This window comes from Mariniphaga anaerophila, assembly GCF_900129025.1.
In the GTDB taxonomy this organism is placed as follows: domain Bacteria; phylum Bacteroidota; class Bacteroidia; order Bacteroidales; family Prolixibacteraceae; genus Mariniphaga; species Mariniphaga anaerophila.
The window spans coordinates 51,639-78,021 of record NZ_FQUM01000009.1; the positions used below are offsets into that span (position 1 = coordinate 51,639).

Annotated in this window: 27 protein-coding genes; 20 read left to right on the forward strand and 7 right to left on the reverse strand. The window is 42.2% G+C overall.

Annotated features, from left to right (window positions below; genetic code table 11):
- Positions 1-122 precede the first annotated feature (122 nt).
- The gene (locus tag BUB08_RS16450) at positions 123-1,709 is read left to right on the forward strand and encodes an aspartate:alanine exchanger family transporter (RefSeq protein ID WP_073003009.1); all 1,587 of its coding nucleotides are present in this window, start codon (positions 123-125) and stop codon (positions 1,707-1,709) included.
- On the opposite strand, the gene BUB08_RS16455 is transcribed toward BUB08_RS16450, so the two are convergent.
- Complete coding sequence (locus BUB08_RS16455) at positions 1,710-3,164, reverse strand: glycoside hydrolase family 32 protein (protein WP_073003010.1); 1,455 nt, start codon at positions 3,162-3,164, stop codon at positions 1,710-1,712.
- Positions 3,165-3,485: 321 nt separating this feature from the next.
- Here BUB08_RS16455 and BUB08_RS16460 point away from each other — a divergent pair, with 321 nt between their 5' ends.
- The 6 genes from BUB08_RS16460 (at position 3,486) to BUB08_RS16485 (ending at position 8,934) form a co-directional block, all read left to right on the forward strand.
- Positions 3,486-4,289 carry a DUF2797 domain-containing protein gene (locus tag BUB08_RS16460; protein WP_073003011.1) on the forward strand — a complete coding sequence of 268 codons (804 nt, stop codon included), beginning with the start codon at positions 3,486-3,488 and terminating at the stop codon, positions 4,287-4,289.
- Positions 4,290-4,453: 164 nt separating this feature from the next.
- The gene (locus BUB08_RS16465) at positions 4,454-5,473 is read left to right on the forward strand and encodes a branched-chain amino acid aminotransferase (RefSeq protein WP_073003012.1); all 1,020 of its coding nucleotides are present in this window, start codon (positions 4,454-4,456) and stop codon (positions 5,471-5,473) included.
- Positions 5,474-5,603: 130 nt separating this feature from the next.
- Positions 5,604-6,089 carry an RNA polymerase sigma factor gene (locus BUB08_RS16470; RefSeq protein WP_073003013.1) on the forward strand — a complete coding sequence of 162 codons (486 nt, stop codon included), beginning with the start codon at positions 5,604-5,606 and terminating at the stop codon, positions 6,087-6,089.
- 1 nt (position 6,090) lies between these two features.
- Positions 6,091-7,137 carry a hypothetical protein gene (locus BUB08_RS16475; protein ID WP_139249767.1) on the forward strand — a complete coding sequence of 349 codons (1,047 nt, stop codon included), beginning with the start codon at positions 6,091-6,093 and terminating at the stop codon, positions 7,135-7,137.
- A gap of 177 nt (positions 7,138-7,314) precedes the next feature.
- A complete protein-coding gene (locus BUB08_RS16480) occupies positions 7,315-8,244 on the forward strand; it encodes an outer membrane beta-barrel protein (protein ID WP_083570819.1) in 930 nt (309 codons plus the stop codon).
- Between the two features lie 87 nt (positions 8,245-8,331).
- Entirely contained in the window at positions 8,332-8,934 is a 603-nt protein-coding gene (locus BUB08_RS16485) for a methyltransferase family protein (RefSeq protein ID WP_073003016.1), read from the forward strand.
- Between the two features lie 301 nt (positions 8,935-9,235).
- On the opposite strand, the gene BUB08_RS16490 is transcribed toward BUB08_RS16485, so the two are convergent.
- Positions 9,236-9,589 (reverse strand): MotA/TolQ/ExbB proton channel family protein, encoded by a 354-nt coding sequence (locus BUB08_RS16490; protein WP_073003017.1) that lies wholly within the window; start codon positions 9,587-9,589, stop codon positions 9,236-9,238.
- Positions 9,590-9,798: 209 nt separating this feature from the next.
- Between BUB08_RS16490 and BUB08_RS16495 the strand changes: the two genes are divergently transcribed.
- From BUB08_RS16495 to BUB08_RS16545, 11 genes are all read left to right on the forward strand, one after another.
- A complete protein-coding gene (locus BUB08_RS16495; protein WP_073003018.1) occupies positions 9,799-10,863 on the forward strand; it encodes a sensor histidine kinase in 1,065 nt (354 codons plus the stop codon).
- A complete protein-coding gene (locus BUB08_RS16500; RefSeq protein WP_073003019.1) occupies positions 10,860-11,573 on the forward strand; it encodes a LytR/AlgR family response regulator transcription factor in 714 nt (237 codons plus the stop codon). The genes BUB08_RS16495 and BUB08_RS16500 overlap by 4 nt, the downstream gene beginning before the upstream one ends.
- A gap of 465 nt (positions 11,574-12,038) precedes the next feature.
- Positions 12,039-12,383, forward strand: a complete 345-nt coding sequence (locus tag BUB08_RS16505; RefSeq protein ID WP_073003020.1) for a hypothetical protein — start codon at positions 12,039-12,041, stop codon at positions 12,381-12,383.
- Between the two features lie 114 nt (positions 12,384-12,497).
- The gene (gene hemA, locus BUB08_RS16510) at positions 12,498-13,754 is read left to right on the forward strand and encodes a glutamyl-tRNA reductase (RefSeq protein WP_073003021.1); all 1,257 of its coding nucleotides are present in this window, start codon (positions 12,498-12,500) and stop codon (positions 13,752-13,754) included.
- Between the two features lie 8 nt (positions 13,755-13,762).
- A complete protein-coding gene (gene hemC, locus BUB08_RS16515; RefSeq protein ID WP_175550030.1) occupies positions 13,763-14,692 on the forward strand; it encodes a hydroxymethylbilane synthase in 930 nt (309 codons plus the stop codon).
- A 47-nt stretch (positions 14,693-14,739) separates the two neighbouring features.
- Positions 14,740-15,462 (forward strand): uroporphyrinogen-III synthase, encoded by a 723-nt coding sequence (locus BUB08_RS16520; RefSeq protein ID WP_175550031.1) that lies wholly within the window; start codon positions 14,740-14,742, stop codon positions 15,460-15,462.
- An 11-nt stretch (positions 15,463-15,473) separates the two neighbouring features.
- Entirely contained in the window at positions 15,474-16,442 is a 969-nt protein-coding gene (gene hemB, locus BUB08_RS16525) for a porphobilinogen synthase (RefSeq protein ID WP_073003024.1), read from the forward strand.
- A 10-nt stretch (positions 16,443-16,452) separates the two neighbouring features.
- The gene (hemL, locus tag BUB08_RS16530; protein ID WP_073003025.1) at positions 16,453-17,748 is read left to right on the forward strand and encodes a glutamate-1-semialdehyde 2,1-aminomutase; all 1,296 of its coding nucleotides are present in this window, start codon (positions 16,453-16,455) and stop codon (positions 17,746-17,748) included.
- A 2-nt stretch (positions 17,749-17,750) separates the two neighbouring features.
- Positions 17,751-18,788 (forward strand): uroporphyrinogen decarboxylase, encoded by a 1,038-nt coding sequence (hemE, locus tag BUB08_RS16535; RefSeq protein WP_073003026.1) that lies wholly within the window; start codon positions 17,751-17,753, stop codon positions 18,786-18,788.
- Between the two features lie 83 nt (positions 18,789-18,871).
- On the forward strand, positions 18,872-19,783 hold the full coding sequence (gene hemF, locus BUB08_RS16540) for an oxygen-dependent coproporphyrinogen oxidase (RefSeq protein ID WP_073003027.1): 912 nt from the start codon (positions 18,872-18,874) through the stop codon (positions 19,781-19,783).
- Entirely contained in the window at positions 19,780-20,118 is a 339-nt protein-coding gene (locus BUB08_RS16545) for a hypothetical protein (protein WP_083570820.1), read from the forward strand. The genes hemF and BUB08_RS16545 overlap by 4 nt, the downstream gene beginning before the upstream one ends.
- A gap of 31 nt (positions 20,119-20,149) precedes the next feature.
- Here BUB08_RS16545 and BUB08_RS16550 read toward each other — a convergent pair whose 3' ends face one another.
- The 4 genes from BUB08_RS16550 to BUB08_RS16565 form a co-directional block, all read right to left on the reverse strand.
- Positions 20,150-21,514 (reverse strand): NAD-dependent succinate-semialdehyde dehydrogenase, encoded by a 1,365-nt coding sequence (locus BUB08_RS16550; RefSeq protein WP_217651641.1) that lies wholly within the window; start codon positions 21,512-21,514, stop codon positions 20,150-20,152.
- Positions 21,515-21,599: 85 nt separating this feature from the next.
- Positions 21,600-22,313: a pirin family protein gene (locus BUB08_RS16555; RefSeq protein WP_073003078.1), complete on the reverse strand. Its 714-nt coding sequence runs from the start codon at positions 22,311-22,313 to the stop codon at positions 21,600-21,602.
- A gap of 71 nt (positions 22,314-22,384) precedes the next feature.
- Positions 22,385-22,999, reverse strand: coding sequence for a YceI family protein (locus BUB08_RS16560; protein WP_073003029.1), 615 nt, complete (start codon positions 22,997-22,999; stop codon positions 22,385-22,387).
- 112 nt (positions 23,000-23,111) lie between these two features.
- Positions 23,112-23,528: an OsmC family protein gene (locus BUB08_RS16565; RefSeq protein WP_073003030.1), complete on the reverse strand. Its 417-nt coding sequence runs from the start codon at positions 23,526-23,528 to the stop codon at positions 23,112-23,114.
- Positions 23,529-23,696: 168 nt separating this feature from the next.
- On the opposite strand from BUB08_RS16565, the gene BUB08_RS16570 reads away from it, so the two are divergent.
- Positions 23,697-24,398 (forward strand): Crp/Fnr family transcriptional regulator, encoded by a 702-nt coding sequence (locus tag BUB08_RS16570; protein ID WP_073003031.1) that lies wholly within the window; start codon positions 23,697-23,699, stop codon positions 24,396-24,398.
- Between the two features lie 6 nt (positions 24,399-24,404).
- Positions 24,405-25,187 carry a class I SAM-dependent methyltransferase gene (locus BUB08_RS16575; RefSeq protein WP_073003032.1) on the forward strand — a complete coding sequence of 261 codons (783 nt, stop codon included), beginning with the start codon at positions 24,405-24,407 and terminating at the stop codon, positions 25,185-25,187.
- Between the two features lie 2 nt (positions 25,188-25,189).
- Here BUB08_RS16575 and BUB08_RS16580 read toward each other — a convergent pair whose 3' ends face one another.
- Positions 25,190-26,380 (reverse strand): murein hydrolase activator EnvC family protein, encoded by a 1,191-nt coding sequence (locus BUB08_RS16580; protein ID WP_083570821.1) that lies wholly within the window; start codon positions 26,378-26,380, stop codon positions 25,190-25,192.
- Between the last annotated feature and the right edge of the window lie 3 nt (positions 26,381-26,383).

Below are 26,383 nucleotides of genomic sequence, written 5' to 3' on the forward strand. Positions count from 1 at the left end.
AACATAAAATTAGGGTTCACATAAACCTCACTTTAAATTAGAAAGTAAGGGAGCACCTTTCTGCCCAAAAAAAATAGATAGTGAACAATTCACTACCTTTGCTACTTAAAATTGGACAGAAAATGGAACTTTTATCAAACAGTTACTTTGCACTATTTCTTATTGTTGCTCTGGGTTTTATCCTGGGCAGGATTAAAATTTTGGGACTATCTCTCGATGTGTCGGCAGTTATTTTTGTCGCATTGGTTTTCGGCCATTTCGGGATTGTTATACCCAAAGATTTTCAGTACCTCGGACTGGTGCTATTCATCTTTACCATTGGTATTCAGGCGGGTCCGGGATTCTTCGAATCATTCAAAAGAGAAGGCAGGCAGCTGGCTTCGTTTGCGACTCTGCTTATTCTCATTGCAGCCGGTATTACAGCTGCTATAATTTATGTTTTCAACATCGACAAAAATATAGCCATCGGGTTATTTACAGGTGCCCTCACAAGTACGCCCGGACTGGCTTCAGCTATTGATATTACAGGTTCTCCCCTGGCATCAATCGGGTACGGTGTAGGATACCCGTTTGGCGTTATCGGCGTAATTCTTTTTATCCGCTTTTTACCGAAAATGCTGAGAACTTCTGTAAAGAAATCGGAAGAAAACTACCACGCAAAAATGAAAGAGGAGTTCCCCGAGATTGCCCGCAAAAACTTTATTGTGGAAAACGACAACGTAATGGGAAAGTCCATTGGGGAACTGCGCATCAGGTACATGACCAAAGCTGTTGTTTCAAGAGTTATGCACGCCGGAATTGCAATTACTCCCAGCAGTGACACCATTCTTCACAAAGGCGACGTAATTAAAGCAGTGGGAACCGAAGAGGCACTCAACCGCGTTGAACTGCTCATTGGCCCTTTCACCGAAGAAGAAATTCCGCTGGACCCGAATTACGATGTAAAATCGGTTTTGGTAACCAACAAAGATGTGGTGAATAAAACAATCGGGCAAATTAACCTTTTGCACACCTACAACGCTACCATTACCCGAATCCGCAGGTCGGGGATTAATATTTCGCCCACTCCCAACTCAAAACTTCAGTTTGGAGACAAACTCATAATTGCCAGCAGTAAAGCCAATATGGAAATTGTGGCCCGCACATTTGGCGACGACCACAAACGGCTTTCCGACACCGATATTTTACCGGTTTCGCTGGGAATTATACTTGGTGTTTTAGTTGGAAAAATAAATATTGCAATCGGCAGTTTCAACTTCAGCCCCGGGTTAACGGGAGGAGTGCTTATTGTTGCTCTGGTAGTGAGCCGCCTCGGTAAAACCGGCCCCATTCTCTGGACCATGAGCGGTGCCGCCAACCAGTTGCTGCGCCAGCTTGGACTTATCTTTTTCCTGGCATCTGTAGGAACTTCGGCGGGTGCAGAAATAATCGATACGTTCAGAAAATACGGATACCAACTTTTCCTTTACGGTGGAGCAATTACGTTGCTGCCAATGATTTTTTCGGTTATCGCTGGTAAGTGGATTTTTAAAATGAACCTTTTAAGCATGCTTGGCGCAATTAGCGGAAGTATGACCAGTACTCCCGGGTTGGCCGCTGCCGATTCAATGACCGATACCAACGCACATTCTATTGCATACGCAACAGTTTACCCGGTGGCAATGGTTCTACTTATTGTTATGGTGCAGCTAATTTCGGTACTTATGTAGTTACTTAGAAGGAACCCAGGCGGAATTTAGTTTAAAAATATCGAGCTTGTTTACCTTCAGCTCGCCACCATTATTGAAAAGAACCAGGTTTTCTGCGCCCTCTTCCGGATTAAAGCAGTTTGAAATAACCGTTTGTCCGCCGTTGGCAAAAACTTCTATGGAGGCTCTGTCTACCAGTATCTCCAGGGTAATTTTGTTGTCAACCGGCATTACAGGCGCCGAAGTACCAAGCACAGACAAAACGCCTCGTTTTACGTCGTAAAGCAGTTCGGTGCCTGCTGTTTTTTTCCCGTTTCGAATAAAAAAACCAAAGTTATTGCAGGTTTTCAAGTCGAATTCGCCAATAATGTGCAAGCAGTCGCCTTTTGCCTTTTTAATAATATTCTGGTTTATCCCGGGAATTTGTGTTTCGTTTTCCCAGGAATACTGTTTGTCGTGTAACAGCTCAATTTCGGCAACCGGCTTGCGGGTTACTTTATAACCGAAACTAAATTTGGTAAGCTGCAGCTCCGCAGGGAAAGTCATTTGCCCGTTAAACGGCATATCCGGAAACGTACCGCCGCGCATCCAGGCAATTTGAATCACCCGCCCGTCTTCTTCCGGAATATTACTCCAGGTTTGGGTAGCGTAGTAATTTTTACCAAAATCGCTTTTCATTTTTGCCGATTCCGGTGCGAACTTTTCGCCGTCGAAATTTCCGATAAGGTAGCTGCCATCGCCGTCGAAAAGCACCCATTTGGTTTCTTCCGGACGGTTACTCACCTGCATTGGAATCAAATCGGGGCATTCGTAAAAACCAAAAACATGGCTTTTGTATTCCCAGTCCACGAGGTTTTCCGAAGTATAAAACGAAATTCCTTTTGACTTGTCGTCGTCCAGCGTTTTGCGGTACAATACCATAACATACTTTTGCGTAGGCTCATGCCATATTACTTTGGGATCGCGGGCGTCGTCGGTCTCATCGTACGCAATGACCGGGTTGCCTTCGTATTTTTCCCAGGTCCGGCCGCGGTCGGTGCTGTAGGCAATTCGTTGCCCGCAACTCTTGCTGGTGTAAAAAGCCACCAGCGTTTTTTCGTCGCCCTGCTGTTTTCCCAGCAAATTTCGATCATCTACAATGGCCGACCCCGAAAATGCTGTGCAATATTCTTTGTCTTCAGAATTTTCATCGGGATAAATTGCAACCGGAAGGTGTTCCCAATGCACCAAATCGGTACTTACTGCATGCCCCCAATGCATGTAGCCCCATTCGTTTCCTTTCGGATTGTACTGATAAAACATGTGGTACTCGCCATCGTAATACACCAGCCCGTTGGGGTCGTTGTGCCAGTTTTTTTCGGGGGTAAAATGAAATTGTGGACGATAAAGCTCGTTGTAATATTTTTTATCCGGTTTTGAAGCGGTTAACAAAAAAAGAAAAATCAATGTAAATAAAGAAAACGATACACTCTTCATAGCGAATATTTTTTCTGAATTTCGGCTTGTTATTATGACCCGCAAGATAGGAATTTATTAGTATTCTTCTTTGTTAGCACCGCGGATTTGAATGACAGGAAACACAAAATAATTGTGCACACAAGCGTAATCCGGCCATCTTTTTAAATTCCGTTTTATTCATTTTTCTTCACAGAACACAGCCAACAAAGTTAAGGCGCAGGCACTCTAACAATATCCCGGCGTTATTTTTACAGGAGTATTGATAACTTTTTGCGTAAAACTTGCTTCATCGCAGACAACTTTTGTATTTTTCTGGTTTCAATCACAAAATAATTCGGGATGAACTACGAAGGCAACATCATAAAAATGCGTACCGAGCTGGCACAACCGGTAAATTATTTTTTGTATGTGGGAGGCCGGGAGATCGATATGAACAGCCTGATTGGAAAAGAAATTACCCTGAAGTTCACCGGGCAAATCAACTGTATTTCGTGCGGAAAAATTACCAAAACATCGTTTAACCAGGGTTTTTGCTACAACTGCCTTCAAACTGCTCCCGAGGCCAGCGAATCGGTAGTGCGCCCGGAGTTGTCGAAATCACAATTTGGCATTGCCCGCGATTTGGAATGGGCAAAAAAAAACGACCTGATTGAGCACATTGTTTACATGGCAGTAACCAGCGGGCTCAAAGTTGGGGTTACCCGCTGCCATCAAATACCTACGCGCTGGATCGACCAGGGCGCCAGCTTTGCCATTCAGCTTGCTAAAACTCCCAACCGCCACATTGCCGGAATTATTGAAGTTTTTCTGAAAAAATATTTTGCCGACCGAACCAACTGGCAAGCCATGTTAAAAAGCGAAGGAAATACAGATATAAACCTTCAGGAAGAAAAGAAAAACGCGTTGCATTTTCTGCCTGCAGAACTGCAAAAATACTACTGCAACGACAATACAATTACAACCATAGAATATCCATTATCTGCCCCGCCGGAAAAAGTAAAAAGCGTTGGATTCGATAAAACACCTGAAATTTCAGGAACGCTGAAAGGCATCAAAGGGCAGTACCTCATTTTCGAAAACAACACCGTTTTAAATATCCGAAAACACAACGGGTATTATTTGAAAATTCAGGCATCCGGATGAATTCGGGTAAATCATGTAAATCGAAATAAGCTGTTTATTAAAATAACTGGTTTTTTGATATTTACCTGATAATTCTTTTTTTTGTCCAAAATAAAAATTGCTTTCTTTGCCTAAAGAAAAGATTGTGAGGTATTCTTCTGAAAAACCATCAAAAGTATTGACAAATGGAAAACATTGAGTGGCAAAACTTGGGATTCGGTTACCGTAAAACCGATTACAATATCCGCTGTTATTACCGCAACGGAGAGTGGGGCGAGCTTGAAACCAGTTCGTCAGACATCATAAACCTGCACATGGCAGCCACTGCGCTCCATTACGGGCAGGAAGCCTTTGAAGGACTGAAAGCGTTCAAAGGAAAAGACGGTAAAATTAGGGTTTTCAGAATGGATGAAAACGCCAAACGCCTGCAGAATTCCTGCGACGGAATTTTAATGCCTCAGCTTCCGGTGGAAAAATTTATGGAAGCAGTAAGAATGGCCATTAAAATGAATAAACATTTTGTTCCGCCTTACGAAAGCGGCGCTGCACTGTACATTCGTCCGTTACTGATTGGCACAGGCCCGCAAATTGGCGTTAAGGCTGCCGACGAATTTTTGTTCATCGTATTTGTAATGCCCGTTGGCCCTTACTTCCCTGAAGGTTTTAAACCAACCGACCTGGTAATTATTCGCGGACAGGATCGTGCCGCACCGCAGGGAACAGGCAAGTACAAAGTAGGTGGAAATTACGCCGCCAGCATGGGCGCCGGTAAACTGGCCAAGAAAAAAGGCTTTTCGGCCGTGCTTTACCTCGACAGCAAAGAGAAAAAATACATCGACGAATGCGGCCCTGCCAACTTCTTCGGAATAAAAAATAAAACATACGTTACCCCGCTTTCCGAATCAATTCTGCCTTCTATTACCAACAAAAGCTTGATGATGCTGGCCGAAGAACTGGGATTGAAAGTGGAACGCAGAAAGGTACCTTACGAAGAACTGGCTACTTTTGAAGAAGTAGGTGCTTGTGGTACCGCAGCCGTTATTTCTCCGGTAAAAGGTGTTTACGATGCCGACAACGACAAATGGTTTAAATACGGCGATCAGAAAGAAGCCGGCGAATGGTCAACCAAATTATACAACAAACTGCGCTCAATACAATACGGCGATGAGCCCGACAAATTTAAATGGGTGGAAGTTGTCGAATAAACCCACAGTTTTCGACACGTTGAAATAATATTTAAAAGCTTCGGTAAACCCGGAGCTTTTTTTTGGTTAATTCTGTAACATCCGGGGCACTCGTTCGTCATATGCTATGAACAATGTTCGCAAATAGCCAATGACAGTAAACGAATACAACGAGGCAATCGACTTATACTCTGACAGTCTGTACCGGTTTGTGCTGAAAAGCATAAGAGACACGTACACGACTGAAGACATTGTACAGGACAGCTACGAAAAACTATGGAAAAACATTGAAAATGTTGATGGCGCAAAAGTAAAAGCGTACTTGTTTACCACTGCCTATCATACCATGATAGACCGTATTCGCAAAGAAAAACGTTCTGCTTACACAGAAGACCTCAACCTGCCCGAAGAAGGCCGGGAAAACAATTACAGCGACCTGGGTGAGGTTTTAAAAGAAGCCGTAACCCGGTTGCCCGAAATTCAGCGAATGGTTCTGCTGTTGCGCGATTACGAAGGATACTCGTACGCAGAAATCGGAAAACTGACCAATTTAAACGAATCGCAGGTAAAAGTCTACATTTATCGTGCGAGGGTATTTTTAAAGAATTATATTGGTAAAATGGAAACGGTGGTTTAAAATGAAGATTACGAGAAATAATTACGAAGAATACTTTCTGGATTATCTGGAAGGTGAACTGGAAGAAACACTGGTGGATGATTTTATTGATTTCCTCCGGCAAAACCCCGATCTAAAAGCCGAGCTGGAAATGGTAGCTCCCATAAAAGTTGAAATGGAAAATATTTCCTTTAAAGGAAAAGAGAAGCTTTACAAAGAAAAATACGACCTAAAAGCAGAATTCGACCATGCAGCAGTTGCCCGCATGGAAGGGGATCTCTCTGAAAAAGATGAAAAAGAATTCCGGAACTACCTCGCAAAACATCCTGAAAAACAAAAAGAAGCATCCCTTTTTGAAAAGACAAAACTAAAAGCCGACCAATCTATTATTTTCAGCAAGAAAAAAAGACTCTATCATCGCTCGGGCGGAAAAACAATTTTGCTCTGGGCAACCAGAATTGCTGCGGTTCTCATCCTGGCATTTATTGCGTACCATGCAACCGACTTCATTTCCACAGAAAATATTATTCCTGAAAACCAGATTGCAGTTTCGCAAAATGAGACAAACACCGGGCAGGAAAAACCTGTTGCCCAAAAAGAAACTGAAAAAGAAAAACCGGAAGAACAGGATAAAAACAAAACCACAGAACCTGTAAAAAAAGCAAAGACCAAAACAGAGCCTGTAAAAAGCCTGCGCGAAAACACAAAAGGACGAATGGAGCACGAAAAAATTGCAGAAGCCCGCATGCCGGTTGAAATCCCCGAAAAACTATCGGGACTAAATGCATCGCTTACTGTTCTGCAACCAAATGTTGGTCTGGCTCAAACAAAAACCGTTATTAACGAAGCTCCGGCAAAGTTTGACGACGAGCGCCTGCTGGCAGAAACAATCCGGGAAAAAACCGGAATTGGCAATCTATCGCTGAACAAAGTAGCCAAAGCCGGACTCACTCTGGTTTCCAATGTTTCTAACGAAAAATTCAGTTACCAGACAAACTCCAGAGGAGAAATCACCGAATTAAATTACGACTCACGTCTGCTGGCCTTTTCCATTCCTACAAAAAACTAACAGTCGTCTGCACCCTCGTAAATCACCGATAAAAATTGATGATTGACTTCACGATGTATTTCCTGTTGCATATCCCGAAGTTATTGTCCACACTTTTTCAGAATTAAATTTTCATATTCTGTAACTTTCTATTACCTCTGCCCGTCTGAATAGCAAAACGTTTAAAAACAGAAAAAAATGAAACAATTAATCAGCTTCGTTTTATGCAGCATACTGGCCATGAATCTTTTTGCACAATCTGACACAACAAAAGTTAAGATTGCAAAGAAAAACGTTGTAACCGTTGTTGAAGATGGAAAAACCACACACGTAAAAGTTGGCAACGACCGCGGAGTGGAGGTTCTTACAGATGACTGGGGAGATACAACGCATGTGCGGGTTGGCCGCCGTACATTTAAAGTTATTGACGACGGAAACGGCACTTACGTAAAAGTGGACAAAGAAGAAAAGCAAAAAAAATGGACCGGAAGTTTTAACCCGCACTGGGCCGGGCTGGAGTTTGGAATGAACATGTACCGTCAAACAGACTATTCGTTGTACAACCATTTTGGCCCCCTGGTACCGGAAGATTTTATGGATCTGAACTACGGAAAATCCATTACCGTAAACCTGAATTTTGCCGAATGGGCTTTTAAAAACGAAGCCAAAACCTTCGGGCTTGTTACAGGGTTGGGTTTAAGTTTTATGGATTTAACTTTTGACCAGCCGATTACCATTACAAAAGCAGGAGGTGAAGGAATTATTATGCCGGTTAGCCTGGACCCCGACGGACTAAAAAAGACCAAGCTTAGTATATCCTATCTTACGGCTCCACTACTGCTCGAAGTAAAAACACCACTGCGCATGGGAAGTTCCAGGCTGTACCTTGCCGGAGGAGTAATCGGAGGATTAAACATCGGCTCTCACACCAAATACAAATATCGTAAGGACAAAGAAAAAGCACGCAGCAACTTCAATCTCAACCAGTTTAAATACGACCTGACCGGACGAATTGGATTTGGCGACTTCTGCATTTTTGTGAACTACGGAATGACCCCGCTTTTCAAAAGTGATCGTGGCCCCGAACTGGTGCCGGTTACCTTTGGTTTCTCATTCCCAAACATTTAACAGAAAACAAAACGATTTTATAAATCAACACTGTCTCATCCTTCACGAAAACAAAAAACTTTTACTTTTAATGCTCAAAAGCCGGTTATGGATATTTTGAGCATTTTTCCTTTTTTAAGCTTTCTTTATCTGATTGCGTCAGTTGCCTCCAGAGTTGTTCTTTTGCGCAAAAAAGGAGTTGTGATAAGCGCACAAAACAAAAAAGAACAGCTGAAACTGCTGCTGCTTTATCCGGTTTTTGCCCTGCTTTTTTTGATTTGGCTGACCGAACTAACAAAACCGCTGTTTCAGTTTTCGTGGTCAGTACTTCCCGAGTTTCTCACTAAAATTCAAATGAAACACAACATACTGAATAATATCGGGGTAACACTAATTATTACTGCGCTCGTTCTGTGGTCATTTACACTCGTCCATTTCCGGCATTCTTTACGATTTGGACTCAGCAACAACAACCAGGGACAACTCATCACAAAAGGCGTTTTTTCCTTTTCGCGAAATCCATTTTTCCTTTCCATCGACCTTTATTTTGCCGGTCTGGCGCTGTTTTTCCCCAGTATTTTCTTTCTGGTCATGGCTTTGCTAACACTGGTCAGCATTCATTTTTTTATTCTGAAAGAAGAAAAATTTTTAGAAAAATACTATGGCAAAACTTACCTGGATTACAAGAAAAAAGTAAGGCGGTACTTTTAAACCAACTCCTCCTTCTATGCTACCTCAAAAAGCCACATTTCTACTGAAAAAGAAGAACAACATCTCAGCAAATCTATCGGTCACTTGTATAATTAATAGCAGATTGCGTGGCAGTTTCTTGTCAAACCACTACACAATTTGAGCGGGCTGAAAACCTTGATATTTTGCACTTTTCCTGCCATTACTTATACAAAACCTCAGTTATTTTTTTTCACTTTAAGACCTTCGATTCTTTTCTTGTAATAATCGTTACCACTTAATTCAAAAGCTTTAGTTACATTTTTATAATGTAAGTTTTCGTTTATTTTTTCAGTGCCACTAAAATAACGATGAGAACGCGGGCAATTAAAAATGTAAGAAGCCCAACCAGCGGGCCAACCAAAGCCATTTTTAAATGACTTGCAAACATGCTTGGGCTGATATCGCCGGCAGCCTGAATTTTGTCGAATGCCGAAATCAAACCGATGGTTCTCCCTAAGTAACCCCACGCAATGCAAAACCACGAAATGGAAACGATGAGCGATTTTGTTTTTTCAAAATCTGCTTTTCCCTGTGTTGCCCGAACAAACAACACAACCATAACAAGCAATAAAATCAGAATTGGATACGTAATATAAACACCTCCGTCGTTGAGAATTTCAATAAGATGCGACATAACTTTGTTTTTTGTGAATACTGAATCGAATGTACAGAATATTTAATACCCAATTTTTTTATTGCGACAGGGTTACCGATTCCGTTGCTTTTCAACGGATTTAAAGGTATAAAATGAAATTCAACTTAAAAACTGCAAAACATCGCAAAAAACAGTTCATTGGTCTATAAAGAGCCTGCGATTCAAAGAAAATGCGTAACATTGTTTGTATGAATTTGTTGCGATTTATTAAGGCCAGGTTGGTGCTGGTACACCTGTTGTTGTGGGTAGCCGTGTGGTTTTTCTTCGTATACTTTTTTAGTTACAACAACGATAATACACGCTACATCCTTTGGTTCTCAAGTCTTTTGCTTCCGCTTACCATGGGCGTTACTTATTTTATGGTTTATTTTTTAATTCCGCGATATTTGCTCACAAAAAAATACTGGAAGTTTGGTCTTTACACCTTTTACCTGGTTGTATTTACCTCGTACGAAATTGTCTTGTTGCTATACGGTTGTCTTTATTTCCTTCTGAATTTTGATATAACCAATATGCCGCCCATGAGCAAGAATTTTACGTTTGTATTAGTGCTTGTCATTTTGGTGGTGGGTTTCGTAAGTTTTGCAAGCTTGTTGAATCATAATTTCAAAACACTATCGAAAAACAAGGAACTTCAGAATAAAATTCTGGAAACGCAACTTCAGCTAAAAGAACAGGAGTTGCATTATTTGAAGCGGCAAATTCATCCGCATTTCCTCTTTAATACTTTGAATACGATTTATGGTTTCGCGCTAAAACAGTCGGTACAAACTCCCGAAATAATTCTGAAGCTGTCGAACTTGCTCGATTATATATTATACCAGATTGACAAACCACGAGTAAGCTTGAAGGAAGAAGTGCTGCATATAAAAGAATATATCGATCTGGAAAAAATCCGCTTTAAAGATACGCTGAAAGTAATCTTCCTGTCTGATGAAATTGATGAAAGCATTGAAATTGCGCCAATGTTGCTGATTCCCTTTGTTGAGAATGCATTTAAACACGGTAATTTAGTGGATGGTTTCTTGCAGATTAAAATTGAAATCAGGCTTGTAACCCGGCAACTCCGTTTTGAAATTGCAAATACCTATCTGAACCAGGAAGAAGAGAAGGGCGGCGGAATAGGATTAAAAAATACGGAAAAACGACTGGAACTGAATTACAAAGGAAGGTATACTTTGAACAGCCGAACAGAGAACAACTGGTATTACAGTAAATTAATTATAACTGAACTAAGGAAGCCAACAGAATGACAACAAAAACCAGGTGTATAATTGTAGATGACGAACCGGTAGCGCGGGAAATCCTCGAAAGCCATATTGCCAAAATTGATACGATTGAAGTTGTGGCAAGTTGTAAAAATGCGTTGGAGGCTTTCCAGGCGATCGGTACAAAACAGGTTGATCTGATTTTTCTGGACATTAATATGCCCGAAATTTCAGGATTGTCACTTGCGCGCTCGATTAACAAAAACATTAAAATTATTTTTACTACTGCCTATCGCGAATATGCTGTTGAAGGCTTTGATTTGCAGGCCGTAGATTATTTGTTGAAGCCAATTTCGCTGGAGCGATTGTTACAAAGTGTAAATAAATACCTGAGCGAAAATACACAGATACAAAATCCTGTTTTTGATGATGCTGAAGACGAAAAAACGGAATCGTTTTTTGTGCGTTCCGAACGGAAAATGGTGAGGATTAATTTCAGTGAAATTTTGTACATCGAGAGCCTGGCAGACTACATCAAAATATACCTTCAGGATAAAAATGTGGTCACGCGTGAAACCATAAGCAGCATTGAAGCCAAATTGCCTCGCCACGATTTTCTTCGGATTCATCGTTCATACATTGTAGCCAAAAAGTCGATCGATTCTTTTACTTCGGAATACATCGAAATAGGGAAAAAACAATTACCGATAAGCCGTGGGTACAAAGAGCAGGTAATGAAACAAATTGAGAATTAATATCATGTCAGGCATGATCTTTTGGAAATGGCTGCCGGGTTTGTTTCGACTACGCTCAACATAACCCCGGATTGTCAGACTGAGCGGAGTCAAAGTCTTGACTATTTCAATTATTGAAACACAGCGATTCCAGTTCTTCCATTGTTTTTCGTTTCATCTGTATAAAATTTTTTGATTTCTGAATGTTCAAAAAATTTGAAGACATTCAGGAACTCACATAAATTTTAATCATTTCTCTTGTAAATTTTGAATGAAGAAAATTCATGTTCGTTTCATATTATGGCTTAAGCCTAAATGGTTGAGTGCTTCTTTTAGAACCTTTCGCTCACTAAACCGCAACACATTGACATATCTCAATATATTGGTTGATGTTTGAGTTCAAACAATTTATTTGTTGAAACCGTTAAACAATTATCCAACTTATTTTTTATACATTAGCGCATTACCAAGACAAAAAGAAACGAAATGTTCACAATCGGCATTTTCACCACGCATATCCCATACATTGCTTTTGCAGTGTTCTATGCTTTCTTTTTGCTTTTTGGAGTAAACAAGGCCTCTTCGGGTGAAATCGACTGGGGAGAAAACAACATCGTTTTCAAAGCACAGGCTGTAGATATATTTTCAGAAGCCGACACAGCAAATTTCTCCAATTTTCATTACTCACAAGGAGCCGGGCTTTTTTCTCCGGGTACCTGTTTTTTTGCTGATAAGAAGAACATTTCATATACTTCATTTTTCCCGGAAAACATCCGGAAGTGCTATTATTCACAAGCACTGTTCAATCGTCCTCCTCCGGTTTTATCATAGTTTTATTTTCTGTGCAGGCAATCGAATCTGCCCGAAATTAAGGTGTCATATTCATTCGAATTTCGCATTCTTTCTATTTCATTTTTATCCAAACCTTATCAGTAAAACACAATTATGATAGGCCTTATAGGAATAAGTTACAAAACTTCAACCGTTGAAGTACGAGAACAATTTTCGCTGGCAAAAGAAGAAATCATCTCCTTTTCGGAACTTCTGCAAAAAGAAACCGGCATTTCCGACCTTGTGGTTTTATCGACCTGCAACCGCACCGAAATCTATTTTTCGCAAGATAAATACGGGTTTCATCTGGCTGCCAAACTGGTATACAAAACGCTAAAACACTTCAAAAGAATTGAAAACAAGTACTGGCATACATTCTACAGTTATGCCGACGACGACGCCGTAAAACATCTTTTCGAGGTTTCTTCAGGTATTGATTCCATGATTATTGGCGAGGACCAAATCATCGGGCAAATAAAAGAGGCCTACATGCTTTGCACCGAAGCTGCTCTTACTGATGCGGTTTTAATGCGACTGTTCCAAAAATCGTTTGAAGCCGGAAAACGAGTTCGCACCGAAACCCGGATAAAAATGGGAACTACATCGGTAAGCGGAGCGGCGGTTCAAAAATGCATTAACCTGTTTAGCGACCTCTCCAACAAACGGGTACTGATGATTGGCGCTGGCGAAACAGGAAGCCTGGTTTTACAAAATTTTCACAAAAACGGAAACCCGAAAATTACCGTTACCAACCGCACCGAAGAGAAGGCGCGCAAACTTTCGGAAAAGCACAACTGCACGCTGTTACCGTTTGAACAGATGCCTGCCCATTTGTTTCTTTACGATATAATAATTGTTGCGACCGGTTCAAAAGTGCCACTGGTAACCCGCAAAATGGTTGAGGAATCATTAAAAACAAGAAACAACGACCAACAGGTATTTATCGACATTTCGGTGCCGCGCAACATCGATAAAAAAATTGAAGAACTGGCTCCTGTTCAACTGTTTACCATCGACGATTTTCAGAAAGTCATCAGCACCAACATGGAAAAACGAAAAGACAGCATTGACACAGCCAACGAAATTATTGCAGAAATCAGTACCGAATTTTCCGAATGGTTAGCCAGCCGCTCGCTCAGGCCGGCCATAGAAACCATTACATACAATTTACAGAAAGTAACCAAAGAAGAGCTTTCCGGATACAACAAAGTAAACTCGGAAGAAATTCAGTTGGCCATTGGTGAGTTTTCAAAACACATGGCGCAGAAGTACACCCGCCTGTTCATTAAAAACCTGAAAGAGATGACCGCCAACGGGAAAAAAACCGAAACACTGAAGTTAGTCAACGAACTTTTTAGCATTAGCGAATAACTGTTTCCATGAATAAAAAAACCATAAAAATTGGCACCCGGGGGAGCCAGCTTGCTCTTTTTCAAGCCAAATTAACCCAAAAAGAGTTGCACGAAAAATTCCCTAAAATCACCGTTGAGATTGTTGTTATTAAAACCAAAGGTGACAAAATACTTGACGTGGCTCTTTCAAAAATCGGCGACAAAGGCCTTTTTACAAAAGAAATTGAAAATGCCCTACTGGCAAATGAAGTGGACATTGCCGTACACAGCCTGAAAGATCTGCCCACTACCCTTCCCGAAGGATTAACGCTCGGCGCGGTACTGAAACGGGGTGAGTTCAGAGATGCGCTTGTTAGCAAAGACGGACGGAAGCTGAATGAACTAACAGAAAACGACGTAATTGCGACCTCAAGTTTACGCAGAAAAGCCGGCCTTTTACGCTTCAATAAAAACTTCAATATTATTGATATTCGCGGAAATGTGAATACCCGGATTCAGAAAATGGAGGAAGGATATTGCGATGCTATGATTATGGCTGCTGCCGGGCTGCAACGGCTGGACCTCGATAAATACATTACCGAAATCGTTCATCCTGAAACGATTATCCCGGCGGCCAGCCAGGGAATTATTGCCATCGAATCGCGAGCTGACGATGCTGCTACTAATGAATTACTAGCTGCCATCAACCATGTTCCAAGCTGGAATGCAGGCGAAGCTGAGCGCGGATTTCTTCGTGCCATCGAAGGCGGCTGCCAGGTTCCCGTAGGATGCTATTCCCAAATAAACGGCGACACTATTACGTTAACCGGCTTTGTTGCATCGGTGGACGGAACAGCATTCCTCACTGAAACAGAAACAGGTTTAGTTTCCAATTCGAGAGCCACCGGCGAAAAACTGGCGCAAAAACTCATTGAAAGGGGCGCTGCAAAAATATTGGACGGAATAAGGAAACAATGAACCAACCGCTTCAAAATAAAGTATTTATTTCAACCCGACCTGCAGGCATGTCAAACGAAATAAACTGTTTATTAACTGAAAAAGGGGCTGCAGTTTTGGAATTTCCACTCATCGAAATCAGTAAAACGCAGTTGTCTTTCACAGAAAAAAAGCAGTTTACCCGGCTGAATCAATTTCAGTGGCTGATTTTGACAAGCTCCAACGGCGTGTGGATTTTTTTTGAAATTTTGCAGGAAATCAACGGAAACCAAAAGCTTCCTGAAAACCTTAAAATTGCTGCAATTGGCGAAAAAACAAAAGAAACCCTGGAGAGTTTCGGATACCGTGCAGCGTTTGTAAATCCCGGTGCAACGGCTGAGGATTTTTCCGAACCATTTGCCAATCGTTTAAAAACAGAAACAACAAAACCGAAAGTACTTTTACCGGTGGGCAACCTTGCCCGCACCGTAATTCAAAGCAGCTTAAAAGAAGTTGCAAACTGCACAAGAATTAATATCTACCAGACAGAGATGCCCCTGAAAACGGATAAAAATATTGCAGAACGCATTAAAAATAACCGGTACGACATGCTTATTTTTACCAGTCCATCGGGCATCCGGAACTTTGTAAAAACATTTCCTAAATTGAAAAATATATCAATGGCATGCATTGGCGATATTACTGCCGGCGCTGCCATCAACAACGGATTCCACCCTTTGATTGTAGCAGAAAACAGCTCATCAAAAGGAATCGTTGAGTCCATATTAAATTATTATATTTCAAAAACTTAAAAAACATAATCATGACATTTCCTGTAACAAGACTCCGTCGTTTGCGCAATTCAGAAGTAATACGCAACCTGGTACGCGAAACCACCCTCACCCGTAACGATTTAATGATGCCGCTATTTGTTTGCCCCGGCAAAGGCGTTGACAATCCCATCTCTTCCATGCCCGGCAACTCGCAACTTTCGGTTGATAAACTGGTAGAAAAAGGAAAGGAATTATACGACAAAGGCGTTCAATCTGTTCTGCTGTTTGGAATTCCGGAAACAAAAGATGAAACAGGTGAAGTAGCCTGCCAGCACAACGGAATTGTACAACAGGCTGTCCGGGCGCTGAAAAAAGAGGTTCCCGGCCTGCATCTCGTGGCAGACATTTGCAACTGCGAATACACCACACACGGGCACTGCGGCACCATTGTAGACGGCGATGTACACAACGACATGACTTTGGACACGTTGGCCAGACAGTCTGTTTCTCTGGCCGAAGCCGGAGTTGACATGGTTGCCCCCAGCGACATGATGGACGGCCGTGTTCAGGCTATTCGAACTGCGCTTGACCAAAACGGTTTTTTCAACACTCCCATCATGGCATATTCTGCAAAATACGCCTCGGCATTTTACGGCCCGTTTCGCGAAGCAGCAGAAAGTGCGCCGCAGTTTGGCGACCGCAAAACTTACCAAATGGATCCGGCAAATGGAGACGAAGCCCTGCGCGAAGTAGAGCTCGACATTGAAGAGGGCGCTGACATTGTAATGGTAAAACCCGCTTTAAATTACATGGACATCATTTTCAGGGTGAAAAATACCTTTAACATGCCGGTAGCTGCATACAACGTAAGTGGCGAATTTGCCATGGTGAAAGCCGCAGCTGCCAAAGGTTGGATTGATGAAAAACGAATTGTACACGAACTGCTTACCGGACTGAAACGCGCCGGCGCCGACATCATCATTTCGTACCACACTCAGGAAATTATTCAGGATTTATAAAAAACAAATAATGATATTTGATAAAAGCATAAAAGCATTTCACGAAGCACAAAAACACATTCCTGGAGGCGTAAATTCCCCTGTTCGATCGTTTGGCAGCGTGGGCGGAAACCCGCCTTTTATTGCCAAAGCGTCGGGTTCCAAAATTACCGATATCGACGGGAATGAATACATCGATTATGTTGGTTCGTGGGGACCAATGATTTTAGGCCACGCACATCCAGATGTGGTAAAAGCCATTCAGGAAACAGCTGCGCTGGGAGCCAGTTTTGGGGCACCAACTGAGCTGGAAACCGAAATCGCAGTACTCATAAAAAAGCTGGTACCTTCCATTGACATGGTTAGAATGGTTAACTCCGGAACAGAGGCTACCATGAGCGCGTTGCGTCTGGCGCGGGGCTACACAGGCCGAAACCTGGTAATCAAGTTTGAAGGTTGCTACCACGGTCACAACGACAGTTTCCTGATTCAGGCCGGCTCGGGCGCTCTGACCTTCGGAACGCCCAACACGCCGGGTGTAACACCCGGAACGGCACATGATACACTAATTGCCCAATACAATGACCTGCCCTCGGTGGAACGGCTGTTTGAAGATCACAAAAATGAAATTGCAGCTGTAATTCTCGAACCAATCACCGGAAACATGGGCGTTATTATTCCGGACCAAATATTCATCAACGGATTGCGAAAACTTTGTGACGAAAATAAAACCGTTCTCATTTTTGATGAAGTGATGACCGGTTTTCGCATAAAAAAAGGATGCGCACAGGAATTGCTTGGCATCACTCCGGATTTAACCACATTTGGTAAAATAATTGGCGGCGGGCTGCCCGTTGGTGCATATGGCGGCAAGCAGGAAATTATGGATATGCTGGCGCCCAAAGGCCCGGTTTACCAGGCAGGAACACTTTCCGGGAATCCGCTGGCAATGGCTGCCGGAATTACCACGTTGCGCCTGCTGGACAAAACACCCGATTTTTACGATAACCTGGAAAACACCTCTGCCTCACTGGAAGAAGGTCTGCAAAATAATATGAAAGAGCTTGGTTTTGATGGAGTAATCAACAGGGTAGGTTCCATGTTTACACTGTTTTTTACAAAAGAAAACAGCGTAAAATCTTTTGCTGATGTAAAAAAATGTGACACCACCCGTTTTGCCAACTACTTTAAAATGTCGCTGCAAAATGGAATTTACCTGGCACCATCGCAGTATGAAGCCGGCTTTATTTCGGCAGCACACACCAAAGAGGATATTCAAAAAACGGTTGAAGCCAGTTACATGGCCATGAAAAAACTGAAAGAATAATTATGCAGGAACCCATTTTATTGCAAACGTTAAAAGGAAAAGCAACTTCGCGCCCTCCGGTCTGGTTTATGCGCCAGGCAGGCAGGGTTTTGCCATCGTATCTGAAAATAAAGGAAAAATATACGTTCTGGCAAATGATGCAAAACCCGAAGGTAGCAGCAGAAGTAACCCTTCTGCCTGTTCGCGATTTGGGAGTGGATGCCGCTATTCTGTTCAGCGATATTCTGGTTATCCCCTACGCCATGGGAATGGGGCTCGATTTTACCGACGCCGGACCGGTTTTTGAAAAACCGCTTGCCCAGCGGGACAATCCGCTGGAAAGCCTGAACCCTGACCCATCGAAGCTCGACTACATTTACAACGTAATTGATGAAATTATTAAAACCCGGCCTGCAAATATTCCACTGATTGGTTTCTGCGGAGCGCCACTCACCGTGCTGCTGTTTATGTTGCAGGGACTTGGGCGAAAAGGTGATTTTCCGGATGCTGTAAAATTTATCTATCAAAATCCGGAAGCCACAAAAAAACTGGTGGATGCCATTACCGGGCTTTCTATAATTTATGCAAAAGAACAAATTAAACACGGAACAGAGGTTTTCCAACTTTTTGATACCCATGCCGGATTACTGCCTTTCGAACTGTATAAAAAGTTGTTTTTGCCTGCAACAAAACAAATTGCTACTGCTGTTCGGGAAGAAAACATTCCGTTCATCTTTTTCCCGAAAGGACTGGGAACCGGCATTGCCGAAATAACGCCTGAGCATTGCGATTTTCTGAGCATCGACTGGCAAACATCGCTGCCGGCAGCACGCAAGCTGGTGCACCCGCAAATCGGTCTGCAGGGCAACATCGATCCTCGCCTGCTGTTTGCTGAGCAAAACGAAATTAAAAACACGCTGAACAGTTACCTCGAATTTGGAAGTAAAAACCAAAACTGGATTTTTAACCTGGGGCATGGTTTCATCCCCGGACTTCCATACGACAATGCAAAATTTTTGGCCAACTGGGTAAAAACCGCAGATTGGAAACAAAACACATAGAAAAAGAAACGCCAAATCACTAAAAATTTTTAATCTTTTTCTGTGAATTGGTGTTTCCATCTATTGTATGTAGAAAAGGGAAAATGGACAAAATTCAACACATAGCAGAAACCTACCAGACGCTTCAACAGGAAATTTGCAACAGCCTGGAAAAAGCGGACGGAAAAGGAGTGTTCTCGCGCAACCAGTGGAAAAAAGAGATTGGCGGAGGAACCACTGCTGTTATCGAAAAAGGCAACATTATTGAAAAAGGAGCAGTTAACTTTTCGTTTGTAAAAGGAAAAATGACGCCGCAAATGGAAAACCTGCTGGGAGAAAAAGCACAAAATTACGCCGCTACCGGAATTTCATCCATTCTGCACCCCGAAAACCCGTGGATGCCAATCATCCATATGAACGTACGGTACTTTGCCGTAGACAACAATATTTCGTGGTTTGGCGGGGGAATTGATCTGACTCCACACATCGCTAATCCGGAAGACTCCGCTGCGTTTCACCTGGCATTAAAAAACACCTGCGATAAGTTTAACACCGGTTTCTACCCCGAATTTAAACTGTGGGCCGACAATTACTACTACCTGCCTCACCGGAACGAAACCCGTGGCGTGGGCGGTATTTTTTTCGATCGATTAAAACCCGGACAGCCTGTGGAGTTTGATAAACTTTTTGAATTTACGGTTAGCCTGGCAAAACTCTACCCGGCCGTTTATACCGGTTTCATGAAAAAATACGGCAGCCGCCCCTACTCCGAACGTCAAAAGAAATGGCAGGCATTGCGGCGCGGCAGGTACGTGGAATTTAACCTGATTAATGACCGCGGCACAAAATTCGGACTGGAATCGGGAGGAAATACGGAATCAATCCTCACCAGCCTTCCGGCAAACGCAGCCTGGGAGTACAATTACTCCCCCGAATCCGGAAGCTTCGAGGAGGAAACATTGAACCTGTTGAAAAAAGGAATAGACTGGATTCACTTTAAACCGGAACCCAAATGAGCCTCGTAGCCAACCACACCCTGTTTTTTACAAACATGCTGAGCCTCGAATGGCGAATATTTTACACCTGCGTGGCCACTATTATTATAAATCTGCCATTTGGGTATCTGCGTGGCGGGCTTCAAAAACTGTCGCTTTGCTGGTTTATTGCCATTCACGCCCCGGTGCCGTTGGTTATTCTCATTCGCCAGTTTCACAGCCTCGAATTAACATGGTCACTGGCGCCTTTCCTTTTGGGAAGCTTTTTCATGGGGCAGTTTCTCGGTCGCAAAATATGGTCGGTTTGGCCGTACAGAAAAAGCCAGTACAGTTGCATTTTCAAAAAGAACAATTGATTTTAATCTAGATCAAAATTTATTCTGCAGCTTATTTTACTACAATTGTTTTTACATTCATAAACTCCTTGATTCCGTGAGAAGATAGTTCCCGGCCAAATCCGCTCTCTCCAATCCCGCCAAACGGCAGCCGGGGATCAGATTTTACAAAGTCGTTTACAAAGCAACATCCGGCCTGCAATTGTGTCTCTGCAATGTGTTCAGCTCGTTTCAGGTTTTTCGAAAACACAGCAGCGCCCAGGCCAAAAGCAGTATCGTTGGCCACAGAAATGGCTTCAGATTCGTCTTTTACCCGAATAACCGACGCTACCGGACCAAACAATTCTTCGTCGTATGCCGGCATACCGGGCTTCACTTTTTCAAGAATAGTAGGTGGATAATAAGCACCTTTTCGTTCTGGCCGTGCCCCGCCAATAACCACTTCGGCGCCTTTCTTTACCGAATCGGAAACCTGTTTGTGCAATTCATCACGCAAATCGATCCGAGCCATGGGTCCCATGGTAATGTCCGGCTCCCAGGGCTCGCCAAAGTTGGCCTTATTCATTTCGTAGGTAAAATATTCCAGAAACTCTGAATATACTTTGTCGACCACAATAAAACGTTTAGCTCCGATACAACTCTGCCCTGCGTTTAGAAGCCTTCCGGTAGCACAAATTTTAGCAGCCGAAACCAGGTCGGCATCCTCCAGAATAAGGTAAGGATCGCTGCCCCCCAGCTCCAGAACGCATTTTTTCAACACGCTGCCGGCAACCGAAGCCACGCTTTTACCTGCCGGCGTGCTTCCGGTGAGGCTAACGCCTTTAACGGCGGGGTGCTTAATAACTGCCTCCACCAAATTGCTCCTAATAAGTAAAGTTCGAAAAACATTATCCGGAAATCCGGCTTCACGAAAAAGGTCTTCAATGGCCATTGCACATCCGGGAACATTGCTGGCATGTTTCAAAACAGCCGTATTTCCGGCCATTAAAGTAGGCGCAGCAAACCTGAACACTTGCCAGAAAGGAAAATTCCAGGGCATTACGGCCAGTATTGTTCCCAACGGCTGGTAGCTGACATACGATTTGGAAAAGTTGGTGGCTATGGTTTCATTCTCCAGAAAGTTTTCGGAATGTGCCGCATAATATTCACAAACCCAGGCACATTTTTCAATCTCAGCAACTCCTTCGCGCAATACTTTACCCATTTCTCTGGCCATAAGCCGGGCAAGTTCTTCCTGTTTACTTTTCAGCAAGGTCGCCAGGTTTTGCATCATTTGGCTTCGTTGGAAAAACGTAGTTTTTCTCCACTGCTGCCAACACTTATCTACTGAATTAATTATTTTTTCAACCCCTTTTTCAGAATGCGCCTCAAACGCCTGAACTATCTCCCCGGTGGCAGGGTTAATCGATCTCATCATAATTTCAGGATTTGAATTAGAATAAAAAACTAAATTACAAAAACTACTACGAAAAAAGACGAACCCGGGTTGTTGAAAATGCAGATTAATCCATGGGAACTTCAATTACCAGCAAACCAGAAGGCTTATTAAACCGAATTTTTAGCGAATCATCAAATGCCCAAAAACCGGCGGCATCCCGCTTAAAAAGCTCTGTTCCTTCAACTTCTACAGCCCCGTCAACAACCATAATGTAAACTCCGTTTCCGGCAGATTTTGGTTTGTAGAAAGTTTCAGTATTTTGAGTAGAATCGAACGCCGAAATAAAGGCATTTTGGTGAATCCAAAGAGAATCGTCTGTTCCGTCAGGAGAAACCAGCAGCTGCCATTTGTTTTGCCTTTCGTCTGGAGAAAACCGTTTTTGATCGTAACGCGGCGGGTGACCATTTTTATCGGTAAAAATCCAAATCTGAAAAAGATTTACCGGTTCAGTTTCAGAAGCATTAAATTCGGAATGAAAAACACCTGTTCCGGCAGACATCACCTGAACTTCGCCGGCAGTGATTACTGCTTCATTTCCCATGTTATCGGCATGTTTTAATGCGCCTAAAAGCGGAATGGTGATGATTTCCATATTTTCGTGCGGATGCATTCCAAATCCTCTTGATGGAGCGATAACATCGTCGTTAAATACCCTGAGCATACCAAACTGAATTTTATTTCTGTCGAAATAGTTGGCAAAACTAAACGAATGTGTGGCTTTCAGCCAGCCGTGATCAGCAAAACCTCTTTCTGAACTCCTGTGAACTATCTTTTCCATAAAAACCATTTTAATAATAAAACCCCGAATTGCTCCGGGGTTCAGTTCTTTTTTATTTAACGGGAATTACCTTATTTAATGTTTGCCATACCGGATGAGCCGGATGCAACAACATCAAAATCGAGCGTAAATGTATCGTGAATCATGTTGTCGCCCAGGCTGTCAAAAAACTTACCCGAACCATACCTGATATCATACAATGTGCGGTCGACTTCAATTTTTCCTTTTGCCTGCAAAGTTTCGTCCTGTAACGCAACCTCTGCATCAAAAGTAACGGGGTGAGTAATCCCTTTGATGGTTAAATCTCCGGAAAAGGTATGTACCTTTCCTGATTTGCTTTTTACTTTTTTCAACACCAGTGTAGAAACCGGATGTTTTTCCACTGAAAAAAAGTCGTCCGATTTAAGATGCCCCACAAGTTTCTGGTTGGTAGATTCGCTTGTAATATCCACACAAACAATACTTGTCATGTCCATTTTAAAAGTACCTGACTTAATCATTTTATCTGCCACTTCCAGGGTTCCACTTTTTAAATTGATGGTGCCGTAATGCTCTCCCGTCACTTTCTTGCCATTCCATTTTACAGTGCTTTTCGATTTATCGACATTATAATTTGTTGCCAATACCTGCACCGAAAAGATGGCGATCAACGCAATAATACCTGTTAATTTTCCAATTGTCTTCATACTTTTTCAAATTTGTAATTGTTGACAATAAAAGACAAAAAAGTCTTTATTTTGTTCAAACATAAAAAAAGCAACGAAATTCGTTGCTTTGCACCTTATAAAGTCTTTTGCCTTATTCTATTATCCTGATTTCAGTTTCCATTTCCATGGCCTTTTTGTACACAGCAGCTACTCCGCAATACTTTTCTCCCGAAAGTTTAATTGCTTTTTCCAGTTTATCTTTGGGCAGGTTTTTCCCTTTAAACTGATATATAATTTTTGCTTTATAGTAATGTTTGGGATGTTCTTCTGTATCATCGGCTTCAACAATTACATTAAAAGCTTCGGGCACAACCTTCATCTTTTTCAAAATCAGAATTACATCAATTCCGGTACAGCCGGCCAAAGCAGTCAGCATTAATTTTTTGGGTCGCGGACCTAAATCGCTACCACCAGATTCTTCTGAAGCATCGATAACAACCTTATGTCCATCCATATCTGTTTCAAAAGCCATTTTGTCGATCCACGACATGTCAACAACTTGTTTCATGAAATTTTTCTTTTAATGGTTTTTCAGTTAATTTGCAGTGCAAAGATACCATATATAATTATCTATATAAATAGTTTTTAGAATATTCATTGAAATTGTATATTTTTAGGGAGTTGTAACAGATCTGAAAACCAATATCCAGTTAACTAAAACATATTTTGAATTAAAATGAGAAGTATTTTAAAACGGCCTACCGAAGAAGAAACTGATTTAAGCGGTTTCCAACTATTTAAAAAACTTGACGACGAGGAATTTAACCGGTTGAATTACGAAAAAACCTGTTCACTATACAAAAAAGGAACTGTTATTTACCGCGAAGGCAGCAGGCTTACAGGCTTTTTTTGTGTGACCCGTGGTATTGTAAAAATTTTTAAAACCGGGATTGACGGTAAAGAACAAATCATCAGGTTTGCAAAACGCGGCGAAATTATTGCCTACCGATCGTTGCTGAGTCAGGAGCTGGCGTGCACCACAGCAAAAGTTATAGAAGAAGCTATTTTATGCCATATTCCGTATCAAACGCTGCTTTTCCTGATAAAAAACAACTGGCAGTTTTCGCACCACATGTTGCAAATTGTTTGTCGTGAACTGCGGGAAGCCAACGATTATATTACCGATATTGCGCAAAAAACAGTTCGGGAGAGGCTTGCGGAAGTGTTGTTGCTGTTGAAAGAAAACTTTGAGCTGGATAACCAAAACACCCTGCAAATTTCGCTCACCCGCGAGGAACTTGCCAATATGGTAGGTACCGCAACCGAGTCAGTTATCAGGCTGCTTTCAGAGTTTAAACAGGACAGGATGATAGAGCTGCAAGGCCGCAAAATCAAGTTTCTGGATACGCCCGGACTGCGGCGGGTTGCCAACATTTAAAAATTCATGCAGGAACGCCACAACGACAAAAAACGGTATTTCGCAGAACAGGAGCGAACCACTAAAAAATATGTTATTCCGTACTTAACCGGTTTATTAAAAATAGGGCCGGGTATCAAAGTGTTGGAAATTGGCTGTGCCGAAGCCGGAAACCTGAAACCTTTTCTGGATTTGGGTTGCAAAGCAACAGGTGTAGATATTTCGTGCGGAAGAGTTGAACTGGCCAGAGAGTTTTTTGCAGATCACCCGCAAAAACAGAACCTTCAACTCTTTTGCAGCGACATTTACCAAACAGATTTGGACGGAAAAAAATTCGATATAATTGTAATGCGCGATGTGATTGAACACATCCCAAATCAGGAAAAATTTCTGGTTTATGTGAAAAAGTTTCTGAAACCAAACGGCAAATTGTTTTTGGGATTTCCGCCGTGGCAAAACCCTTTTGGAGGACACCAGCAGGTTTGTCAAAATAAATTTTTATCAAAACTTCCGTATTTTCATCTGCTTCCAAAACCAGTTTACAGGCAGGTTTTAAAAACATTTGAAAAAAATGAGGCGCGGGTGGAAAGTTTAATGGAAATTAAAGAAACAGGAATTTCGATTGAACGTTTAGAACGAATTCTGAAAAAAGAAAACTACTCGATTGATAAACGAACATTTTTTCTGATTAACCCCAATTACGAAACTAAATTCGGATTAAAACCACGCCGGCAAATACACCTGATTTCAGCAATTCCATGGGTTCGGAATTTTTTTACCACTGCAGCTTATTATGTGGTATCAAAATAAAACTATCTGCTGATCCAGTCCTCAGGGTTCAATTTTTGATTTTCGCGCCAAATTTGAAACTTGAGGACTGATTTATTACCATCTTCAAAATCGGTAAATACGGTGCCTATTTTTTGACGCGTAGTTACTTTATCGCCCTTTTTTACGGTTACCTCGCGCAAATTGGAATAAACCGTAAGATAACTCCCGTGACGAATAATAATGGCAGAATTGCCGCCTGAGATACCAAATACACGTGATACTTCTCCGTTGAAGACAGCTCTCACTCCGGCTCCAATTTCCGTCGCAATATTAATTCCGTTATTTCGTATCTGCACATTCTCCAAAACCGGATGACGATGAATACCGAACTTTTCGGTAACAATTCCCCGTTCTACCGGCCACGGCAACCGTTGTTTATTTTGCTCAAACTTTTCGCCCACCAGCTTTTGCTCAGGCGTAAGTGCGTACTCCGGCTCTCCGGCGGCTCTGTTTTTGCGGGCTTCTTCTTCTATCATTCGTTGAATTTCCCGTTCCAGCTGCTGCTCAATCTGCCGCTGCTGTGCCAGTTGCCGGCGCAAGTCGCGCTGCTGACTTTTTAATTGCTGAATTTCCTGGTTTTGAATGGCTTTTTCCTGCGCTAGCTTCTGATTTTCGTTGCGGGTTTCTGCCAGTAGTTGTTGCCGGGTAGATTTCAGAGTTTCCAGTTTTTCAACCTTTTCATTCAACAAAGCCTGCATTGTTTTCATGGTGGCAGCCTGGTTGTTTCTGAACGAAGTATACCTTCTCATGTATAGTAACCTGCGGTAAGCCTGGTTAAAATTCTCGGCAGAAAGCAAAAATAACAACTGATTTTGGGCATTTCGGTAGAGGTACGCCATTCTGATAAGCCTGGCGTATTCTTCCTTCATCTTGTCGAGGTCTTCTGAAAGCAAATCAACAGCAAGCGTATTGTTTTGAATAAACTCCTGGTAAAGCTTTATTTCGGCGTTAAAATTCGATATTAAAACGTTGCGCCGGTTAATGTTGCTGTTAATCAGCTGCAACCCGCTTAAAGACGCTTTTTCTTTTTGTTGAATCTGGCCTAACAAACTGGCAGTTAATTCTATTTCCTTTGCTGCTTTTTCTTTTTGTTGCTGCAAGTCAGTTAGCGACTGCGCCATTGCAGAAGCCTGTAAAAATATGAATATGCCTGCTAGTACCAGTGTCCTCATATC

What these genes read in the sequence shown, in the direction of transcription:
- BUB08_RS16450 (WP_073003009.1), top strand. Translation starts at nt 123, where the DNA reads ATGGAACTTTTATCAAACAGTTACTTTGCACTATTTCTTATTGTTGCT.
- BUB08_RS16455 (WP_073003010.1), bottom strand. Translation starts at nt 3,164, where the DNA reads ATGAAGAGTGTATCGTTTTCTTTATTTACATTGATTTTTCTTTTTTTG.
- BUB08_RS16460 (WP_073003011.1), top strand. Translation starts at nt 3,486, where the DNA reads ATGAACTACGAAGGCAACATCATAAAAATGCGTACCGAGCTGGCACAA.
- BUB08_RS16465 (WP_073003012.1), top strand. Translation starts at nt 4,454, where the DNA reads ATGGAAAACATTGAGTGGCAAAACTTGGGATTCGGTTACCGTAAAACC.
- BUB08_RS16470 (WP_073003013.1), top strand. Translation starts at nt 5,604, where the DNA reads ATGACAGTAAACGAATACAACGAGGCAATCGACTTATACTCTGACAGT.
- BUB08_RS16475 (WP_139249767.1), top strand. Translation starts at nt 6,091, where the DNA reads ATGAAGATTACGAGAAATAATTACGAAGAATACTTTCTGGATTATCTG.
- BUB08_RS16480 (WP_083570819.1), top strand. Translation starts at nt 7,315, where the DNA reads ATGAAACAATTAATCAGCTTCGTTTTATGCAGCATACTGGCCATGAAT.
- BUB08_RS16485 (WP_073003016.1), top strand. Translation starts at nt 8,332, where the DNA reads ATGGATATTTTGAGCATTTTTCCTTTTTTAAGCTTTCTTTATCTGATT.
- BUB08_RS16490 (WP_073003017.1), bottom strand. Translation starts at nt 9,589, where the DNA reads ATGTCGCATCTTATTGAAATTCTCAACGACGGAGGTGTTTATATTACG.
- BUB08_RS16495 (WP_073003018.1), top strand. Translation starts at nt 9,799, where the DNA reads ATGAATTTGTTGCGATTTATTAAGGCCAGGTTGGTGCTGGTACACCTG.
- BUB08_RS16500 (WP_073003019.1), top strand. Translation starts at nt 10,860, where the DNA reads ATGACAACAAAAACCAGGTGTATAATTGTAGATGACGAACCGGTAGCG.
- BUB08_RS16505 (WP_073003020.1), top strand. Translation starts at nt 12,039, where the DNA reads ATGTTCACAATCGGCATTTTCACCACGCATATCCCATACATTGCTTTT.
- hemA (WP_073003021.1), top strand. Translation starts at nt 12,498, where the DNA reads ATGATAGGCCTTATAGGAATAAGTTACAAAACTTCAACCGTTGAAGTA.
- hemC (WP_175550030.1), top strand. Translation starts at nt 13,763, where the DNA reads ATGAATAAAAAAACCATAAAAATTGGCACCCGGGGGAGCCAGCTTGCT.
- BUB08_RS16520 (WP_175550031.1), top strand. Translation starts at nt 14,740, where the DNA reads ATGTCAAACGAAATAAACTGTTTATTAACTGAAAAAGGGGCTGCAGTT.
- hemB (WP_073003024.1), top strand. Translation starts at nt 15,474, where the DNA reads ATGACATTTCCTGTAACAAGACTCCGTCGTTTGCGCAATTCAGAAGTA.
- hemL (WP_073003025.1), top strand. Translation starts at nt 16,453, where the DNA reads ATGATATTTGATAAAAGCATAAAAGCATTTCACGAAGCACAAAAACAC.
- hemE (WP_073003026.1), top strand. Translation starts at nt 17,751, where the DNA reads ATGCAGGAACCCATTTTATTGCAAACGTTAAAAGGAAAAGCAACTTCG.
- hemF (WP_073003027.1), top strand. Translation starts at nt 18,872, where the DNA reads ATGGACAAAATTCAACACATAGCAGAAACCTACCAGACGCTTCAACAG.
- BUB08_RS16545 (WP_083570820.1), top strand. Translation starts at nt 19,780, where the DNA reads ATGAGCCTCGTAGCCAACCACACCCTGTTTTTTACAAACATGCTGAGC.
- BUB08_RS16550 (WP_217651641.1), bottom strand. Translation starts at nt 21,514, where the DNA reads ATGATGAGATCGATTAACCCTGCCACCGGGGAGATAGTTCAGGCGTTT.
- BUB08_RS16555 (WP_073003078.1), bottom strand. Translation starts at nt 22,313, where the DNA reads ATGGAAAAGATAGTTCACAGGAGTTCAGAAAGAGGTTTTGCTGATCAC.
- BUB08_RS16560 (WP_073003029.1), bottom strand. Translation starts at nt 22,999, where the DNA reads ATGAAGACAATTGGAAAATTAACAGGTATTATTGCGTTGATCGCCATC.
- BUB08_RS16565 (WP_073003030.1), bottom strand. Translation starts at nt 23,528, where the DNA reads ATGAAACAAGTTGTTGACATGTCGTGGATCGACAAAATGGCTTTTGAA.
- BUB08_RS16570 (WP_073003031.1), top strand. Translation starts at nt 23,697, where the DNA reads ATGAGAAGTATTTTAAAACGGCCTACCGAAGAAGAAACTGATTTAAGC.
- BUB08_RS16575 (WP_073003032.1), top strand. Translation starts at nt 24,405, where the DNA reads ATGCAGGAACGCCACAACGACAAAAAACGGTATTTCGCAGAACAGGAG.
- BUB08_RS16580 (WP_083570821.1), bottom strand. Translation starts at nt 26,380, where the DNA reads ATGAGGACACTGGTACTAGCAGGCATATTCATATTTTTACAGGCTTCT.